Origin of the sequence: Nostoc sp. (assembly GCF_036917815.1) — a bacterium.
Classification (GTDB): domain Bacteria; phylum Cyanobacteriota; class Cyanobacteriia; order Cyanobacteriales; family Nostocaceae; genus Nostoc.
In genome coordinates this window covers 111,934-128,937 of sequence record NZ_JBALEK010000060.1, presented here as the reverse complement: position 1 = coordinate 128,937, position 17,004 = coordinate 111,934, and the positions used below count along the sequence as shown (strand labels likewise).

Annotated in this window: 15 protein-coding genes and 3 pseudogenes; 11 read left to right on the top strand and 7 right to left on the bottom strand. The window is 42.9% G+C overall.

The window, feature by feature from the left end:
• Positions 1 to 1,019 precede the first annotated feature (1,019 nt).
• The 6 genes and pseudogenes from V7K97_RS18270 (at position 1,020) to minE (ending at position 6,343) form a co-directional block, all read left to right on the top strand.
• Positions 1,020 to 1,514 (top strand): annotated as a pseudogene (locus V7K97_RS18270) (DUF29 domain-containing protein).
• A gap of 31 nt (positions 1,515 to 1,545) precedes the next feature.
• The gene (locus V7K97_RS18265) at positions 1,546 to 2,208 is read left to right on the top strand and encodes a hypothetical protein (protein WP_334802422.1); all 663 of its coding nucleotides are present in this window, start codon (positions 1,546 to 1,548) and stop codon (positions 2,206 to 2,208) included.
• 285 nt (positions 2,209 to 2,493) lie between these two features.
• The gene (locus tag V7K97_RS18260) at positions 2,494 to 3,819 is read left to right on the top strand and encodes a four-carbon acid sugar kinase family protein (RefSeq protein WP_334802421.1); all 1,326 of its coding nucleotides are present in this window, start codon (positions 2,494 to 2,496) and stop codon (positions 3,817 to 3,819) included.
• Between the two features lie 167 nt (positions 3,820 to 3,986).
• Complete coding sequence (gene minC / locus V7K97_RS18255) at positions 3,987 to 5,033, top strand: septum site-determining protein MinC (RefSeq protein WP_334802420.1); 1,047 nt, start codon at positions 3,987 to 3,989, stop codon at positions 5,031 to 5,033.
• A 171-nt stretch (positions 5,034 to 5,204) separates the two neighbouring features.
• Positions 5,205 to 6,011, top strand: coding sequence for a septum site-determining protein MinD (gene minD, locus V7K97_RS18250; protein WP_334802419.1), 807 nt, complete (start codon positions 5,205 to 5,207; stop codon positions 6,009 to 6,011).
• A 35-nt stretch (positions 6,012 to 6,046) separates the two neighbouring features.
• Positions 6,047 to 6,343: a cell division topological specificity factor MinE gene (minE, locus tag V7K97_RS18245; RefSeq protein WP_334802418.1), complete on the top strand. Its 297-nt coding sequence runs from the start codon at positions 6,047 to 6,049 to the stop codon at positions 6,341 to 6,343.
• 211 nt (positions 6,344 to 6,554) lie between these two features.
• Here the strand turns inward: minE and V7K97_RS18240 are convergent, their stop codons facing one another.
• Together V7K97_RS18240 and V7K97_RS18235 are read right to left on the bottom strand one after the other, a co-directional pair.
• Positions 6,555 to 7,775, bottom strand: coding sequence for a glutathione S-transferase family protein (locus V7K97_RS18240; RefSeq protein ID WP_334802417.1), 1,221 nt, complete (start codon positions 7,773 to 7,775; stop codon positions 6,555 to 6,557).
• A gap of 633 nt (positions 7,776 to 8,408) precedes the next feature.
• Entirely contained in the window at positions 8,409 to 9,728 is a 1,320-nt protein-coding gene (locus V7K97_RS18235) for a hypothetical protein (protein WP_334802416.1), read from the bottom strand.
• Positions 9,729 to 10,437: 709 nt separating this feature from the next.
• On the opposite strand from V7K97_RS18235, the gene V7K97_RS18230 reads away from it, so the two are divergent.
• Positions 10,438 to 10,725 carry a hypothetical protein gene (locus tag V7K97_RS18230; RefSeq protein ID WP_334802415.1) on the top strand — a complete coding sequence of 96 codons (288 nt, stop codon included), beginning with the start codon at positions 10,438 to 10,440 and terminating at the stop codon, positions 10,723 to 10,725.
• Between the two features lie 2 nt (positions 10,726 to 10,727).
• On the opposite strand, the gene V7K97_RS18225 is transcribed toward V7K97_RS18230, so the two are convergent.
• Positions 10,728 to 11,462 (bottom strand): chromophore lyase CpcT/CpeT, encoded by a 735-nt coding sequence (locus V7K97_RS18225; RefSeq protein ID WP_334802414.1) that lies wholly within the window; start codon positions 11,460 to 11,462, stop codon positions 10,728 to 10,730.
• Between the two features lie 200 nt (positions 11,463 to 11,662).
• Between V7K97_RS18225 and V7K97_RS18220 the strand changes: the two are divergent.
• Both V7K97_RS18220 and fmt read left to right on the top strand, forming a co-directional pair.
• Positions 11,663 to 11,782 (top strand): annotated as a pseudogene (locus V7K97_RS18220) (hypothetical protein); the annotation flags it as partial.
• A gap of 299 nt (positions 11,783 to 12,081) precedes the next feature.
• Positions 12,082 to 13,086, top strand: a complete 1,005-nt coding sequence (fmt, locus tag V7K97_RS18215; RefSeq protein ID WP_334802413.1) for a methionyl-tRNA formyltransferase — start codon at positions 12,082 to 12,084, stop codon at positions 13,084 to 13,086.
• Positions 13,087 to 13,160: 74 nt separating this feature from the next.
• On the opposite strand, the gene V7K97_RS18210 is transcribed toward fmt, so the two are convergent.
• The 3 genes and pseudogenes from V7K97_RS18210 to V7K97_RS18200 all read right to left on the bottom strand — a co-directional run.
• Positions 13,161 to 13,514 (bottom strand): DUF6464 family protein, encoded by a 354-nt coding sequence (locus V7K97_RS18210; protein ID WP_334802412.1) that lies wholly within the window; start codon positions 13,512 to 13,514, stop codon positions 13,161 to 13,163.
• A 420-nt stretch (positions 13,515 to 13,934) separates the two neighbouring features.
• A complete protein-coding gene (locus tag V7K97_RS18205; protein ID WP_334802411.1) occupies positions 13,935 to 15,305 on the bottom strand; it encodes an S-layer homology domain-containing protein in 1,371 nt (456 codons plus the stop codon).
• A gap of 605 nt (positions 15,306 to 15,910) precedes the next feature.
• Positions 15,911 to 16,051, bottom strand: a pseudogene (locus V7K97_RS18200) (IS630 family transposase); the annotation flags it as partial.
• Between the two features lie 206 nt (positions 16,052 to 16,257).
• On the opposite strand from V7K97_RS18200, the gene V7K97_RS18195 reads away from it, so the two are divergent.
• Together V7K97_RS18195 and V7K97_RS18190 are read left to right on the top strand one after the other, a co-directional pair.
• Positions 16,258 to 16,389, top strand: coding sequence for a hypothetical protein (locus tag V7K97_RS18195; RefSeq protein WP_334802410.1), 132 nt, complete (start codon positions 16,258 to 16,260; stop codon positions 16,387 to 16,389).
• Positions 16,390 to 16,426: 37 nt separating this feature from the next.
• Positions 16,427 to 16,609, top strand: coding sequence for a hypothetical protein (locus V7K97_RS18190; protein WP_334802409.1), 183 nt, complete (start codon positions 16,427 to 16,429; stop codon positions 16,607 to 16,609).
• A gap of 27 nt (positions 16,610 to 16,636) precedes the next feature.
• Here the strand turns inward: V7K97_RS18190 and V7K97_RS18185 are convergent, their stop codons facing one another.
• Positions 16,637 to 16,915, bottom strand: a complete 279-nt coding sequence (locus V7K97_RS18185) for a DUF2934 domain-containing protein (protein ID WP_334802408.1) — start codon at positions 16,913 to 16,915, stop codon at positions 16,637 to 16,639.
• Positions 16,916 to 17,004 lie beyond the last annotated feature (89 nt).

Below are 17,004 nucleotides of genomic sequence, written 5' to 3'. Positions count from 1 at the left end.
AAGCTAAGAACATCGGGAGCCGGATGCACAGAAATGGGCACGTCCGGATCTAACTGAGAGGTGCGGGAGATAATACTCCCCATCGACTCAACCAAGCCATTAATACCAAAGTGCGATCGCCCCTCATCTTGAATCTATGAAATCGATGGTGGGATTTGTTCTAACAAAACTAAACCATTGTCTTCAAAATCAATCTCCAGATGATATCCTTCCATCAAAGCCGTTCCCAATAAGCAAAGCTTAAGCTTTCTCTGCGAGACGCTACGCGTATTGCTTTCCCGTAGGGGTACGGCTATCGCCCTACTTATTCATCAAGCGATCGCTTTTTGTGGGGAGAATGGCGATCGCAGTGCATAACCGAATGCGGCTGAAATCGAGTTATAGCGTTTCTCGACCTAGTTAGGTACACCCGTAAGGGCACGGCACTGCCGTGCCCCTACACCTAGCGATATAATGTTGTACCGCATCTGAATGGGAACCGCTATACTAAGTTTCCCCACAATACCATTGTTGAAAAAGAGGAAAAGGGGCAGGGAGCAGGGAGCAAGGGGGATAGAACAGAAAAGGGATTCGACCCCTCCAATACGAGAACCACTTAGCAGAAGTGGGGGACGTAAGAACATGTTCCGCTCCGCAAACTAGGCAGGAGTCAGGGGTCATTTCCCCCCGCTCCCTGCCCCCTGCCCCCTGCCTCTTTGTTGAAAAATTTATACCTAAGATTCTATCTTTAAAACGACTAGGTAAAGTTTCATTTAGCCATTTCGTTAACGATTCTTTTCCCTTAGACGCGGTAATTTTACTGATGCCTTTAGCAATTTTGCCAATTGTAATCATGCTGATGTAAAGAGTGTCTGGCACTTAGGCATCTACCCAATCTAAAACCAATTGAATTGGGTGTTTGGCAACAAATTCAGAAATCAGGCAGGTATCAAGGAGAAAAGTCATCGCGTCAAGTCATCGCGGGGTAAACTGCGATCGCGGCTAAAGTCCAATTCTTCGCTGACTTCAGCTAGTGGGGATTGACGGAAAAATCTTTATCCGACGAAGATTATTACCTCTGGCTAAGGACAACTATCAATCAACTTCGTACTGGACAGTTTTCTGCTGTTGATTTAGATAATTTGTTAGAATAATTAGAACCTATGGGTAGAAGCGAGAAGTGAACAGTTGAAAGTTTATTAATTAAGCTTCTTGAACATCTACTAAAACTCAAGTGTTGGGATAAAGAACGAGAACGTAATTAAGGACATTGGAAAGGAGAAATCAGGACTTTTCGCAGAGAAATTAAAAATGCTCTTAAAGATAGTCCTAGCTTAAAACCTGATATTTTAGAAATATTTGATGAATGTTATCAAGATGTAAGGACAGAAGCAAGCAATGCCTAGGTTGGTAAACTACGCTCTCAACTTACCATTGACATATTTCCCCTTATACCCATTGCTTCTTTAGAACAAATTTTAGATGAAAACTGGTTTCCTGAATATAACCACAATCATCACGGTAAACCCGATTAAAATGATGGGGTTTCCATAGGAGTATGCAGCCGTGCAGCCGGACTTAATAGGCTTGGAAATTAGCAAGGGGGAACTGAGACGTTTAACTGGGTTCGATCCAGAAGACGTTTTTCGCCCTTCTGTTCTGCGAGATAGCAAGAAGCGATTAGGGTTTTTGATCAATGAAATGCTGGTGACGCTGGCGCTAACGCCAATAATTGTTGGGTTTATTTATGCGTTTATTATTCTGCCAACAATTGGGTCTTCAATTAAATTCGGAATTCTTTTACTAATTTTAGTGCCAATGCCGATATTGGTGGGGCGATGGCTGTGGCGACAGTTGACCTGTCCCGAAGGACTGACAATACTTTTAGATGAAGTTGATAAATATCATGACCTAGTTGCTGCCATCGATATTAATGACCAATTGGCAGCGTCAGGAAACGTAGAAAGCAGCATCCATGACCGAGATAAAGTCACCGCCGCCCTGCAACTAATCAGAGAAGATTTAGTCCGCGCTCTGAAAACGGAACGAATTTTGCGGGATAATAAAAAGCTGCTTGCTAATAACCAAGAGTTATTTGTCAATAATTTAGCCAGTCTGCAAGCTTTACAAGTTAGTAGTCAAGCAGGCGAATATGGTCAGCTGCTAAATCAATCATTGCAAATTGCGATCGATGTGCAAGCAGAAATCAGAAAATTGCAGAAAGGCTAAGTAGGGGACTTCCAAATAAAAAAATATTCAATTAACTCTTGTGGGCTGGGCGTCTCGCCCGCCCTATGGAGTGGGCGGGCAGGATGCCCACCCCACAATATTGGATAATTTATTTCTTGGAGTTCCCTAGATGTTTGTAAAGCTTGGGCGACTAGAAGTCGTGGCTACACAGACAAAACCTGCCTCCGCAGGTTAGAAAACCCTTGATTTATTAGTCCACGGAGGTGGACTAAGCTTTGTGTAGTCGCGACTTCTAGTCGCCCAATACTTTCCCAGAAAACTTAAATGACCAACAAACCCAAAATAATTGTCTTGGATGATGACCCTACAGGTTCTCAAACAGTCCATAGCTGCTTGCTGCTAATGCACTGGGATGTGGACACTTTACGTATTGGGTTGCAGGATGATTCGCCGATTTTCTTTGTGCTGACTAATACTAGATCCCTAACCCCAGAGTCAGCTGCATCTGTCACCAAAGAAGTTTGCCAAAACCTGAAAATCGCTTTGAATGCTGAAGGAATTGACGATTTTCTGATTGTCAGCCGTTCTGATTCTACCTTGCGGGGACATTATCCCATTGAAACAGATGCGATCGCCCAAGAACTCGGCCCTTTTGATGCTCATTTTCTCGTACCAGCTTTTTTTGAGGGTGGACGCATCACCCGCGATAGCGTGCATTACTTGATTATTGGCGGTGTACCCACCCCAGTCCATGAAACCGAATTTGCCCGTGATTCCGTCTTCAGCTACCATCACAGTTACTTACCCAAGTACGTCGAAGAAAAGACTCAAGGAGGAATTAGTGGCGAAGTTGTAGAAAGATTTCTTCTCGCCGAGATTCGCGCTGGTAGTTTGTCACGCTTGTTAAAACTCAGTGGTAATCAATGCGCCGTCGTCGATGGTGAAACTCAAGCTGATCTCAACCGCTTTGCAGTAGACATATTAGCAGCAGCAAGTCAAGGCAAACGCTTTCTGTTTCGCAGTGCTGCCAGTATTTTAACCGCTTTAGCCGCTTTACCACCCCAACCCATTGCCGCCGAAAACATGGCGCAGTACGTGCGACAAGGCAAACCAGGTGCGGTGATTGTTGGTTCCCATGTGAAAAAGACTACTCAGCAATTAGAGGCGCTATTGCAACTAGAGGGAACTGTGGGGATTGAAGTCAATGTAGCGCGATTACTTGATGATGGGGCAAATCAATCTGTGGCATTGCTAACTGAAATCAAAGAAAGTACACGGGCGGTACATGGGGCTGGCAAAACACCAGTAGTTTATACTAGCCGTCAGGAACTGAGTTTTAAAGATGTCAACACACGATTGGAGTTTGGGGTACAAGTTTCAAGTTTATTGATGGATATTGTTCGAGGTTTACCATCTGATATAGGATTCCTAATTAGCAAGGGTGGTATTACTTCCAACGATGTCTTGAGTACTGGACTAGCTTTAACTTCAGCCCGTTTACTCGGTCAAGTTTTAGCTGGTTGTTCAATGGTGTTAACGTCATCCGATCATCCCCAGTTTCCTGATTTGCCTGTGGTGCTGTTTCCAGGTAATGTCGGCGATGCTGATGCCTTGGGGACAGTTTATCAGAGGTTGACCGTGCCAATTTGACATTTGAGATTTGAGATTAAAGAATCTTTTGGTTGATGTCGAACTAACGTCCCGCTATGCGCTTTCACCCCTTGTGGGTGACACAAATCCAAAATCCAAGTTGCGCTGGAAGCGCACCAAAGGTGCGACCCAAAATTTAAAATCTGTTGTCTTTTGGCTAGTACTTCATGGCTTCTGATTCTGCGATTCCCAATCTCAAGTCAAATTCTGCACTTCCTAATGCAGAATCAAACTCTATCTTTTCTGAGGTAGAGGTAAATCCTAATGTTTCTGATGTAGAGTCAGATTCTATCCCCCCGGATGCTGAGTTAAATTCTGTCCTCCTTTATTTAAAATCAAATACTGTCCTTGGGGATGTAGAGTCAAATCCTGCTAAACCAGATGTAGAGTCAAATACTGATGCGGGATCAGATTTTATCCTTACAGATTTAAATCCTAATGAGTTAGCATTACCAGGGCACCGCGTAAATGATAATACTCAAGTCCAGTTAAAGAGTAAGGAGGGACGACTGTTATTAATTTTGCCCCCGGAATCTCAACTATCTGCCTCAGAACTCACTTGGTCTGATATTTGGCAACAAATCAGGCAACGTTTGAATGCAGGCGATCGCTTCCGTGTATCTAATACACCTGTACATCTAATGGCACAAGACCGCCTAGTAGATTCCAGACAACTCCAAGAACTCGCCGAGGCTTTAAGTGAAGTCCAACTGCGACTCATATCTGTCTCAACCAGTCGGCGGCAAACTGCGATCGCCGCCGTCACATCTGGGTATTCGGTAGAACAATTACAGCCCGTAACTTCCCTGAGTACCGAGCCAACGGCTACAGCCATCCCCCAGGCAGATGCCCTTTATCTAGAAATGACAGTCCGCTCTGGAGTCGAAATTCGTCATCCTGGGACAGTAATTCTCTTGGGAGATTTAAATCCAGGTGGTATTGTAATTGCAGATGGAGATATTATCATCTGGGGTCGCCTACGTGGAATTGCTCATGCTGGGGCTGGAGGCAACCGTGAGTGTCTGATTATGGCCTTGCAAATGGAACCAACCCAATTACGGATCGCAGATGCTGTAGCGAGGGCACCAGAAAAACCGCCAATGCAGTTTTCTCCAGAGGTGGCACATATTACACCCCAAGGAATTCGCATCGCTAGGGCGACTGATTTTTCCCGAAATCAATTCACCAAGAACAATCAAGAGCCATTTACTTAAAATATTTACTTAAAGAATGAAGTATATAAGTAAGATGAAATAAAACAAATATTCATGCTTCACCTCATCAAGGAGAACAGATATTTCTTCATACTTGATACGATACTTCATACTTTATACTGCAATTTACTGTTTTATATTTCCTGAACCCTCATTGACTGCATTTCTATCATGACTCGCATTATTGTGATTACCTCCGGCAAAGGAGGAGTGGGTAAAACCACAGTTTCAGCAAATTTGGGCATGGCTTTAGCCAAAATGGGGCGTCAAGTTGCCTTGGTTGATGCAGATTTTGGTCTGAGAAATTTGGATTTGCTGCTAGGGCTGGAAAACCGCATCGTTTATACTGCGGTGGAAGTCTTAGCCAGAGAGTGCCGCCTAGAACAAGCCTTGGTGAAAGATAAGCGCCAACCCAATCTCGTACTTCTGCCGGCAGCTCAAAATCGCTCGAAAGATGCAGTCACACCCGAACAGATGAAGTTATTGGTAAATGCGCTAGCGCAAAAGTATCAGTACGTGATTATTGATAGCCCCGCCGGGATTGAAAATGGGTTTAAAAATGCGATCGGGCCGGCAAAAGAAGCGCTAATTGTCAGCACGCCAGAAATTTCCTCAGTCCGTGATGCCGATCGGGTCGTGGGGTTACTAGAAGCACAAGGCATCAAGCGTGTTCATTTAATAATTAACCGCATCAGACCCGCAATGGTGAAAGCAAATGATATGATGTCAGTGCAAGATGTTCAGGAACTTCTCGCCATTCCCCTGATCGGGGTAATCCCTGACGACGAGCGTGTTATTGTATCTACCAATCGCGGCGAACCCTTAGTGTTAGCGGAAAATCCCTCTTTAGCTGCCACAGCCTTTGAGAACATTGCTCGTAGATTAGAAGGGGAAAGTGTGGAATTTCTGGAGATCGACTCGTCCCAAGACAGCATCTTCGCCCGTATACGAAGGTTGTTCAGGACAAAGATTGTTTAACTTATTTTCCAGTCTCCGCCCCAGACCTATTCGTAATGATTGAACTTCTAGAAAAACTTTTTTCTCGCGGCCCTGATAGCAGTCGAACTCAAGTTAAACGTCGCCTGCAATTGGTGATTGCTCACGATCGCGCTGATTTAGATCCTCAAACGTTGGAAAAAATGCGAAAAGAAATCCTGGATGTAGTCTGTCGCTATGTCGAAATTGAGACAGAGGGCTTGGAGTTTTCTTTAGAAAGCAACCAACGAACCACAGCTTTAATTGCTAATTTGCCCATCCGCCGGATCAAAGGTGTCATACCTGAGTGGGAAAAGGGTGATAAGTCTGTATAGTTTTAATCCTCTACGAGATGCTGCGCCTAGGTTGCTTAAAGGGACTTAAACATTTTTGAGGGAGAAATCAAGCCTCAAAAATGTTTAAGTCCCATTAAGATTAGGGGTAAACGAACTCGCTAACGTCATTCGTAGTTACAATCAGTGGGGGCTTGAACCTTCTTAATTACGAATTACGAATTATTCGCTCACTCTAGAAACAGCCAAATCATTAATAAATAGATGCCAACACTTTATCTGCTGCCGCCCGAAATGCTGTTGCGGCACCAGCACTCATATCTCTTGGGGCACAGATGCGATTTCTCACATAGGCAAGGGTAATGGCTCCAACAGCAGCTAAGGTTGGATCAATATTTTCTTTTCCACCAACCCTACCCCAAGGTAATGGGACGTTATTTTCATTAATGAGATAGTCTGCTAGTAGTCTGAGGTGAAAATCAACTGCTTCTTTAATCGCCGAGATATCGCCATTTCCGGCTAAAGCTTGCACCCCAGAATTTTTCAGAATATCTCCGATCGCAACTTCACGATTATCGCTCAGTCTCTCAGCTGCTTCTGCTCTATATTGGATTTTCTCACTATCTGCTGCATCAAGAGGTAAGAGATTGCCGATAGGTTGTGCGCCCCATCTGCGACGCAAAAGTAAATTGTTGGTAATATTATCTGACTTCACCCGATGATAAGCAGGACGCTGATTAAGTGCCTCAAACCAAGCATTGATGCGAGGAAAGCGGGGATTTCCTTTGAGATGATATCCTCGATACACAGGTAAATTAGCCGCCAATCTATCCAGATGAGGGCTATACATAGTGTCTACCAGACTAAATGTACTGACAAAGTATGCTCCGGGATATTTAGCCAAAGTTTGCTCAAGTTCATCTAATTTCACCTCAAATGCGGCTTGTAAGTTTGCTAACTCCTGAGCATCTGCGGTTGCTTCTCTCAGGAATTTGTAGGCAATATCTTTAAAACCGTTAGTCTCAGCCTCTTCAAGCAACTGTCTAGCGATCGCGTTTTCCTCTGGATTTTCAGGCAATAATGCTGGATGTGGAAACTTTTCTTCTAAAGCCAAGAGAATATCTTTGGATTCATATACTAATTTCCCGTCAATTTTTGCCGCCGGGACAAGGGTTGTAGGAACTAGATCAGTGTACCATTTGGGTTTATTACTCAGATCGATAAACTCGGTTGCAAAGGGAATTTCCTTTTCTTCTAGTGCAAACCAAACTCGTTCACAGAAAGGACACCAGGAATTAGTATCTCGATAAAGGAGGACTGGCAGTTGTGTATCTGGAGGAAGTTTCAGTAAACTGGTGGGGATTGGTGCAGTAGAAGGAGATTGCCGTGGCCTCTTCACTCTCCGAGCCGGAGTATTTTTTCTAGCAGTCTCTAACAAGTCTTCCCAACTGGATACAGTATTTTGAATAGACATTTTTTACCTCGCCTTACTAGTAATGCCAGAAAACAGAAATAATTGTGCAACTAAACTACGGTGAATATATCGGTGATTAGTAGTTTAATTGCACGCAGGCTACCATAGAAGTTGATAGAAAATCAAGTCTTGTTGTTGAACCTAATTATTGAAGATTTACTTGGATGCAGTCTTTTTAGCGATCGCTGACTCCAAGGGTTGAAGGTTCGCTTTCTAGCCAGCGAATAGCTTGGAGGAGCCTTTCTCGGCGATTGTGGTCGGCTAAAATGTGGCAAAAAAATTGCTTTGTTGGGGAGCCACTGCGTTGCGCGGGTTAAGAGCGTTGTAGCAAGTGGCGTTGGAGGCTTTGGTCAACAAGACAGTGGCGGGTCTGAATCCCCGACTGATTGATTCTGAATTCTGAATTCTGGATTCTGCATTCTTCTTCAAGTTTTGGTGCCGTACTCTCGTCGATAACACACCCTATACATACTTAGATTTTTTCAGAAATCAAATCGGATTTCTATAGAACTGGTTTGTGTGACAATACAATTAATTCGTAGGGGCGCACAGTTACCTGTACGCCTCTGCTATCTCGCCTTTGGGTGAGACAAAATTTATCCCATCAATCAGCAACACCAGATTTTCTACAAACTATCGATAAGCAACTTGTGGCCCTGCCCAAATTTCTGTAATCTTTTTACCAAAAGTAATTGGCTGATCATTGTCTGTTGTAGCGACAGTCTTGCCATCATTAGCAACTTGCATTAATGGCCAGTTTTCCTCGCCCAATTCACCTGTACGGAACAGCACATGATCCGGTTGGCTTTTACTCCAGCCTAATAATACGGCAGTTTTTTCATGATCTTCGTCATTAGCCGGAGCAACTGTATTAGCGTGATTGTTTTGCCGATCCCAAATCACTGCACTATCTGTAGAATCACCTGTGTTAAATATACCTTCAAACTTGCGTGCTAAGAAGCGATCGCCTTTTTCTGACCAGCTAACTGGAACTAATACCCCAATTTTACCGTCCGTATCAGTTTCTTCTGACGACGTTGCCTTTACAGCCTTTACCTTTAATAAAGGATCGCTAACAGGAGTAGTCGAAGCCATCACCCACAACTTCTTAGTTTGCATATCTTGGACAAACAGAACGCTGGTGACACGGCTGTTGTACATTTCCGGTCTTACCTCTAATTGCACCCGGCTATAAACAGCATATTTACCATCTGGAGAAATCACGGGTACGCTCCGGTAGTGACGCACTCCTGAACCACCATTAGAAGCAATTGCCGCTTGAGTAGCTGTAATCCATTTCCAAGGAATCGGATGAGGACTACCTATGGGATCTATTTGTTCTGCTTGGGACTCATCAACTGGTTCAGCAGTAGGTATTTCCCTCGTTGTGGTTGGTTGTGATTCTCTCAAATTTGGTGCTACTTGAGTTGCTGTCAATGATTTGGTAAAAGACTTTTCTCCAGAGAGAGAATTTTCTTTTCCTTTCAAAGATTTGACATTAGCAGCTTTGAGTTTTTGTACTAAATTAAGTTGACTAATATGAACATCTGTTAATGGTGCAAGTTCAACTGCTGCCAAAGAATCAGGAACAGTTAAATTGCTGCTTGACACAGAACTATCTATTTGAGCCGAAGACTCAATTTTATCTGCTGGTAATACTTGCGGTTCCTGAACAGCAGTACTTTGTGTTGGCGCAGAGTCAAATTTTTCTGTTGACGAGTTAATTTGATCTGCTTTTAATGTTTCAGCTATCTCAGGTTCCCCAACTACAGCTATTTCCTTTGATACAGAGTCAGACTCTCCAGTTATCGAAGTTAGTTTAGCTACTTCGGATCTTGCTGGGTTTGATTGACCCGATGCCCCAAGCAAGGGTGCAATCAGTATCACAACGACAACGTAATTGAGAAATGGTTGCGCGCGGAACCATCCTGACAGCAAAAGGGGTTTAAGCATTTGTAGACTCTCTAGAGGGGCGGTTGCTATGTGAGAAGCAATACATCAGCAGCAATGGGGCAGGCAGTAATTATATGTATAACAACAAACTAAAAGCTTTGACGAAATAATTTCTTCAAAGTTTGCAGAGGTTTACAAAAATTAAGTATCATTAGCTACGGTTTTTCTTGCTCATGTACTAGGTGTTTTTTTGCATAAATATGCGAGTATAGTAAATGTGCTGATAATTCAGTAATTACTACACGATATGTAATGTTGCTGTTAATATACCCAACCACACCAAAAACAAGTATTGGTCAAGGGAGATTCCGGGTATAGTTAAGGCAATCACGCTAGCAATCAGAAGTGAGATGGCTCGGCTATTGGGCATCGTGCTAGCGATCGCTAGTACGGAGCAAAGAAGCCAGTTAACACCCTAATATAACAGCGCAAACCCTCATAATGGTAAAAGTGAGGCGTTAAGTTAAAAGCTGGGAAAGCGGACGGATAATACATCATACTCAGAAAATATTGCTGTCAGCAACCCAAAGTCAAAAATTGCGATCTGAAACTACAAAAACAGCTAGAAGACGCAACAATTTTCTAAAAACCCAACTCTATTCAAAGCCAATTTTGGGAAAATGATCGGGAACACAACAAAATTTACTCGGTAGATGCTCTAGTGGCTCGTGACGAGACACCACTAAACGATTAGGTTCACAAAAGGGAGATGCAGCTGATACTAGCTGTGATACTTGTCAACTTAACTATTAAATTAATCAAGCAGCCTTTGGCTTCACCAATACGAAAACATTGTACCACCAAACAGCGGATATTAAACCAAGTTGCGGGTTATAAAAGTCTGGGTGCTTCACACCTACCGAGTGGTGCGATCGCTCATGAAAAATTGGGCATTGGTAACTTCTTCCCCATTCCCCATTCCCCATTTCCCATGCCCAAAAACTCCATCCCGCAAGTGGCGTGGAGTTTTTTATTGCTTTGTCGCATAAATTGCTAACTTTAAACAGAGGTTTTATTCTTTTTTGATTTCTGTTTTAGGTTATCTGAAATTGCGTTTTTTGTACTCCAAATTCCCAAAGCCAGCAACCCGAATGTGACTGAGGGTTCTGGAACAGAGTCAACTCGACGGAATTCGATGGGTGTGGCGATCAGCAAATTACCTTTAGCATCAAAAATCTTGTCTAGGGAGTCAATGGTACTCTGCTCAATGGTTACGTCGGAAACCACTTTGAAGCCATCACTTGTTATACAGCCATTAGGAGCGTTATTTGCAATGTAGCTGTTCGACTCCCAAAATAATTCCAGATTACAAGTGTTCTTCTCAACATTGTTAATGCTAACAGTTCGCGTAGACGGGGAGTGATTGCATAACCCGCGTACAGTATTTTCATTCAAAAAGCTGCTAATACTTAGATTCACCGCCGAATTTGCTTCACTAAAAGAATAAAGGCGTAGGCGTTCAAAACCTGGGCTTTCTTGTTCCAGATAAACGTTTTGTGTGTCAGCCAGAGGATTAGTATCATCCAGTTGCACACTACAATTTGACATAGTAATTAATGGTACAGAAGGGATATTAGTAACCTGTTGGGCATTATCAAAAAAACCAGTGAACCACTGTGCTACTTCCTTCACCTGTGTCTTAACTGGTGGCGCAATGGTGTCAGCACGGCTTTGTTGAACAAATGAAAATGTTGTTACCAATACCGTTAAAATTGATACTTTGAGTAAATGCATATAGGTTCTGACTCCAACAAGACTAGATTATAGACAGATGACAAATAATTTACACTATCAAGCCCCATCTCCCGCCAAATAAGTTTATTGGCTATTGTCAGTGAGTGCGTAGGTATCGCCCTCTGCTTCCGTTTCATCGCATTCCTCGCTCGTAGTGAGCGTAATTTATAACACCACACATATCGTAATCTTTAGAACAAGAATTTAGCCTGAGAACTTTTGCTAACCAAGTGAAGCAGAGGTCCAGTGAACAAGCTCAAGAGCTTTTGCTCATGCTGCATAATTTTATTAAGGATATTTTGAGTATTTTAACTGATTGACAAAATGCGCTTTACTTTGACCTCTCACCGATGAGCGATACCTGCGGTGGGCTACGCCTACGCACATCAAAATTTACCAGTCGTTTATCGAAAGCTCTCCTGAGATTGGCTATTGGATTGATACTGATCGCGTTGGTGTTAAACCTTGTGCCAAAATTCGTTGTCTAAGCTAGTTGCAACTGCCCTCCAGAATACAGGAGCCTGCTAAATCCTAGCTTGGTGAATTTGCAACTTAAATGTTTGTTGTCAGTTATGATGGGCGCATTTACCATTAAGTAATGACTAACAACTAATTATTAATGAAAATTGTATTCTTTGGTACACCCCAGTTTGCTGTGCCCACCTTGGAAAAGTTATTGAATCATTCAGAATTTGAGGTGTTGGCAGTTGTCACCCAACCAGATAAACGCCGGGAACGCGGAAATAAACTTACGCCTTCACCAGTAAAAGCGATCGCAACTGCTCACAACTTACCAGTGTGGCAACCCGAACGGGTGAAAAAAGATACTGAAACTTTAACCCAACTCAAACAATTAGATGCAGATGTGTTTGTTGTTGTCGCTTATGGACAGATTTTATCGTCAAAAATATTGAAGATGCCAAAATTGGCTTGCATTAATGTGCATGGCTCGATTTTACCCAAATATCGCGGTGCAGCACCAATTCAGTGGTGTTTGTACAACGGAGAGAGTGAAACGGGGATCACGACCATGTTAATGGATGTGGGGATGGATACCGGCGCAATGTTACAAATAGCCACTACACCCATTGGATTACTGGATAATTCCCAAGATTTAGCCGACAGACTAGCGGCCATTGGTGGAGATTTGTTGGTAGAAACTCTGTTGAAGTTGGAACGTCAAGAAATTCAACCAATTCCCCAAGATAATTTAGCAGCTACTTATGCACCTCTGATTCAAAAACCAGATTATGGTTTGGATTGGTCAAAAAGCGCGATGCAATTACATAATCAAATCAGAGGCTTTTACCCTAACTGCACGGCTACCTTTCGTGAAAACCTGTTTAAAATCACCGCTTCTGCTCCCGTTGGTTCTGTAGGCGATCGCCATCTACCACCAGAATTACAAGAATTAACTCATAAGTTGCCTGATTTGTCAAATATATCAGACAGACCTGGAGAGGTAGTCAACATTGTTAAAGGAATTGGGGCGATCGTCCAAACTGGGGAAGGTTTGTTGCTGTTGCGAGAGGTTCAGCTAGCTGGTAAACGTCCCCAGTCGGGATGGGATTTTGTTAATGGTACCCGCTTAATCGTGGGAGAAGTCTTTGGTGCGGGGGGATGAGGGAGATGAGGGAGATGAGGGAGAATAACTTTTAACTCCTAACTCCTGTACAGACGCGATTAATCGCGTCTCTCCTAAGACTTTTCATAAAAGTGGCAAGATTCGCAAGGCCCATCTGGGTTGACTGCACAGCGAATGAGTTCTGAATGAGCATTGTAGCAGCAGGTGGCATCACCGATTACCCAACGTCCCGCCACCAAACTTTTCTCAGATGGTCGTTTAGCAGACTGCACGTAAATGGCAATATTATGTAAGCGGTAGCGTCCACCTTGAAGTTGGTATCGATGGCGGCGCTCTAAAACCGCATAAGTTTTACCTTCAAAATCGAGATAATTTCCGGGTTGGGGTGTCCAATCAAGTTGCACTTTGCCGAGTGACTCACGCGGATGTGTCAGAATCACCTCGGTTTGTAAAGAGTCTGGCTCCATAAGCTTATGTAATTTGATTTACATTACATTACATTATAAGGATAGTATTGCGATCGCTTCATCCTTAGATATGTCTTGCTTTGAGTTTATTGACTATTTTCTGTGAAATAAATCCTTAGTTATGCTCATCGTGGTGAATAGAACGGGAAATTCTATCAGGACTTACGCACACTCTACGATTCTTGGCGTTCTTGGCGTCTTCTCTACGAGACGCGAAGCGCGAAGGCGGTTCGATAAATTAAGCTTTTTGGCGATTTTTGCGTAAATCCTATCTATAAATGTATGCCACGTCGAGTAGCCCACCAACTCTTGGATCTGCATTTCTCACTTGTGAGAAATGCAGGTTTGTGCCCCTACCAAAAGCCTCTTTGTTGAAGTGAGGGAAACTATTGCATTCTGGCGTTGGCGTACCGCTTTTGTTTATCTGCTGAAGTCGCTATTTAACGTTAAAGTTAAGTCGCTATTAGGATTAATTACAACGACTTGATTGGTAGAAGTGGAATCAACAATGCCGCCAATTGTAGCACCAGCCGCAGCGCCGCCGATAACTTTTCCAGCAGTGATAGTGCGATTACCAGTGATGCCAGAAATTCCAGTGGCGGCAGCAGCCCCAATTGCAGTATCTCTCAAAGTCGAGAGAACGTTACGATTTTGATTTGCGCCAACGGCTGTACCAATGGCAGTACCAGTTAAGACTTTGCCAAGTGTAATATGCTTGTTACCAGTGATGCCAGAAATTCCGGCGGCGGCGGCGGAGCCGACAGCAGCATCTTGGAGAATAGCTGTGATGTTAGGACTACGTACATCTTGTGTAGTTGTGATTGGACGCGAAGAGGCATTAATTGGAAACTGCTGACCATTGATAATCAGCTGACTAGCGACAAATTGAGAACCACCGTCTACAGGTTGCAATTGACCAACAACTTGGCTACCAGCAGGAATAGTTAGAGTTCCCTGATTATTTTTGATATCAGTTGCGACTGTCAGGGTTAGAGGTGCAGTTTCCTTGGGACTAACAACGATTTTCTTGGCATCCAGATATTTAACAGGAATAGAAGTTCCAGAGTTAAGTAGGGCAGTGATTGAGGAGCCAGTCGCATCTGCAATATACTGCCCAGGAATACTAGAGGTTTGTCCAGAGGGTGTTAAAGCTTGACATAAAAAAGCTGAGACTTCAGCACGACTAGCTAATTGATTAGGTCTGAGGGACTTAACATCAGGGTAATCTACGACCAGACGTTTTTCAGTAGCAGCAGCAATACCACTCTGAGCATAAGTAGGAATAGAACCGGCATCAGCAAAGTTTGCAGTTAAGGTGGTAGTCGGAGACTGAGTAGGAGAGTAATTTAAGCCACTAGCTAAAGCGACGAGAACTTGAGCGCGAGGAATATTTTGAGTAGGATTAAAAATCTGTCCAGGGTAGCCGGACAAGAAGCCTGTCTGGTTGGCTGTTGCAATTGCATTATGGGCCCAGTAATTGCTGGGGACATCTGCGAATTGAACTGGATTACGACTCTTTTGTGCATTTGGGAAAGCCTTACCAATCATAGCGGCAAACTCAGAGCGGGTTACAGAGGCATTGGGACGGAAAGTACCATCTGGGTAACCACTGATAATTCCTTGTTGAGCCAGTTGGGCAATACATGATTGTGACCAATTGCCTTGAACATCAGTAAATGTCGATTGAGCAAATGTGGGACTGGCAATAACCAAAGGTGCGAATGCACTAAAAGTCATTTGTAGTAACAAAGATAAGGCAGTTCTCGACTGAGATTGAGATATTTTAGTCATGGAATGATTGACCCCAATTAAAAGTGTTTTCTCTTATTTGCAGGTGCTAATGAAGATAAAATGTTGCAGTATTTTTTCTGTAATATCTTAACTGATGCACAATATACTAGTCTGGAATTGAACAGGAAAGTTCCATAAGAGTCAGTTATGTGATTGGGGGTCTAAACCCAATGGCACTAAGATATCGGCAAATCCTTGAGATTCATGGTTTTGGGGTGTGGGGTTGCAGGTATTGGGGTGTGGGAAATTAATTCGATATTGCTCTGTTTGACGTACTAAAATTCAATTGTCTTAAACACTACACCCAACACCCTACCCCCAACACCTTGTCCAAACTAGGTTTCACGTTTTATTAGTGCCATTCGTTAAATGGCGATCGCAACTTCATTTTGAAGTGAGATAAACCTGTTAACGAGTTTAAACGATGTAGCATTAGCCCTTAACAATCAAAGCAGTAGCGATAGAGTTAAAACCTATTCCTACTCCGGTTGTAGCGCTGGTTCCGAAAACAATGAACACTTGCAAAGTTTTTTCAAAACATTGTTGACAAGAGTGTGATGATTAATTAAAAAAGTCAATAGGCTCAATGCACCGCTCTCATCCTAAAACCAGACTTGAATCTTCTCTGGACTTGCTTTTGACGCTTCTAAGTATCCTTGTAATTTTTCTTTAAATGCTTCCCTTTTCTTTGGATCTTGTTTGTCCTCTAGACTGTATTTAGCCCAAAGGTAAGCGGATTTTTTTTGACTTTTACGGGTACGAAACCCATAAAATCGGGTTATCAAACAGCCTTAATTGGCGGTTTAGCAGCGACGGCTGCATTTATTTTGGCGCACTTATTTAAGTGATCGTGTCTCAGAGAGTACCGACTGAAACTTCCGCCCCATTGCTTTTGCTTATATCAGGGCAAACACATCACCAAACCATTCATTGAGATGAAAATCACAAACCAATGCTCACCGAACCTCTAAAATCTGTTGCGATCCCAACACCATTACGAAACGCTGAAGTTGTCTGGTTTGACGACGTTTGTGGGGGAGATACACAATATTTAACTAGACGAAAAACGCCGGAGCAACTATGAACACTGCGTTTCGGAAAAAGGTGCTTTAAGAAATTGCTTGAAGCCATTCTCTGCCAATAATTTTCTCGCTTGGTTAAATGGCATGGGGTCTACAAAGAGCGATGCCTGCGGTGTTCTCGAAGAATCGCACACTCACTCTATGCGATCGCTCCCTAGCGATAGCTACGCCCGCCATGTACCACAAAATTTTTTTGCAATAGGTCTAATTGTTAACAGTTAACTTCAGAGCTTAATTTACCTAATAAAGTTAAATTTTCAAATCTATCAACTCCTTTTCAGCCTGAAGCCAATGTTCTACAGACTTGCCATTTGGATAGCCCATTTGTTGCCAGATTTCATAAGCTTTCAAACGGATTTTATTGTTATCTGGGTAGTTACTGATAAAATATTCACAGGAATTAGTAGTAAAATTATAAGGAGCTTCTCCAAAAAAATCCTGCCGACCCAGAATTTCATCTGTAAAACGGGAACAATTTTGTTTTATTGGGCAATTTTGTCCTGGACACATCGTAATATCGTAAGCCATATATATTTTTCCTCTCAAAAGGAACTTATTTAAAATTTAATTGGACGGATATTGTCTAGATGAAACTACATTATTTGAGCATAAGTATT